We start from the raw sequence: 638 nt of genomic DNA on the forward strand, positions 1-638 counted from the left end.
ATCCCAAGGAATTCGTCGAATCGCCATGACCAGAGGCGTCGCGCGCCTCGGCGCGGCGACGCCACGTACTCCCAGTGAAGATACCGCCACGCATTCTGGAGAAGGAAGCTGATCAGCACGTATAGAAACCGCACCGCCGGATTCTGTGTCGTCGTCTTCGCAATGCTTCGTTCGGACAAACGGTAGGTCGATTCGATACCGAACCGCCGGCTGTAGTACTTCCGAGCCTGGCGTGGCATCTCAATGAACGGCGCGTCGACGGCGTAGCCGTGACGCGCCACACCTTCCTCGCCGTACTTTCCTTGCTGGTACGTACAGTCGATGTAGACCGGGAAATCGACGGTCCACGTGTGACCGTCGATTTCGCCTCGGAGGTCGTGGTCGATCACGCGGCTCCAGCCCTCGCTCAGTTCGGTCTGGATCGCCTCGCCCCACTTCACGATCGGCATGACGTACGCGTAGTTGTGGGCAGCGAGCAGCGTCAGACAGTACGTGTCGTAGAACTCGCGATCAAGGTAGACAGCCTTGACTTCGAGGTCAAGGCCGTCGAGCACGCCGAGTAGTTCCGCGAGGATCGAGCTGGCGGTGTCGCCGTCGGTGAGACGGCGCACCGCCAGCGTGTAGCGTTTGTTGCGCAC

1 pseudogene is annotated in these 638 nt (G+C 61.1%); it reads right to left on the minus strand.

The window, feature by feature from the left end:
- Positions 1-638: pseudogene (locus PHA81_RS20850) on the minus strand (ISH3 family transposase); the annotation flags it as partial.

This window comes from Halococcus sp. PRR34, from assembly GCF_028617175.1.
Lineage (GTDB): Archaea > Halobacteriota > Halobacteria > Halobacteriales > Halococcaceae > Halococcus > Halococcus salifodinae.